The 430-nt window shown below is 55.8% G+C and carries 1 protein-coding gene; it reads right to left on the bottom strand.

Translation table 11 applies throughout. The features are described 5' to 3' along the window. Positions 1-19 precede the first annotated feature (19 nt). Positions 20-430: thioesterase domain-containing protein (locus tag WN73_RS11555; RefSeq protein ID WP_271552827.1), on the bottom strand; the 411-nt coding region annotated here is incomplete at its 5' end.

Consider the following 430-nt stretch of genomic DNA (forward strand, 5'->3'; position numbering starts at 1 on the left):
ACCCGCCTCGATACGCCGCCTATCTCACTCCGTCATCACCCAGCTTCCCGCATAGCTCCCGTATCTCCCTGATCGCCGGAATGACTTGCGAGGCTATCGCTTCAAGAGTTGGTGAACAAACTTCACTGAAAGAAGGCCACGGTAGACCATAGATTGGACAGTCCGCGTCCATTTCCTCCACCAAGTTGAGGATATAGGAACAATCTCCTAAGCCTGTGGGAACAAAGAACAGGGGCGGCTGCGATCCGGTTGCGCGAACACAAATCACTCCCGGACTACCGGGCTGTGGCTCCAAATGAACCTTCAATGCAAGTTCCTTCAGAACTGGGGCTTGGAAGAGATCGGCGGCGGTAAACTTGAACCCGGCATCGAGCGCTCGACTGAGAAGCCGCACCGCTAGCAGTGAGTGCCCGCCCAGTTCGAAGAAGTC

It is taken from the genome of Bradyrhizobium sp. CCBAU 45394, assembly GCF_028128655.1.
GTDB classification, from domain to species: Bacteria; Pseudomonadota; Alphaproteobacteria; order Rhizobiales; family Xanthobacteraceae; genus Bradyrhizobium; species Bradyrhizobium diazoefficiens.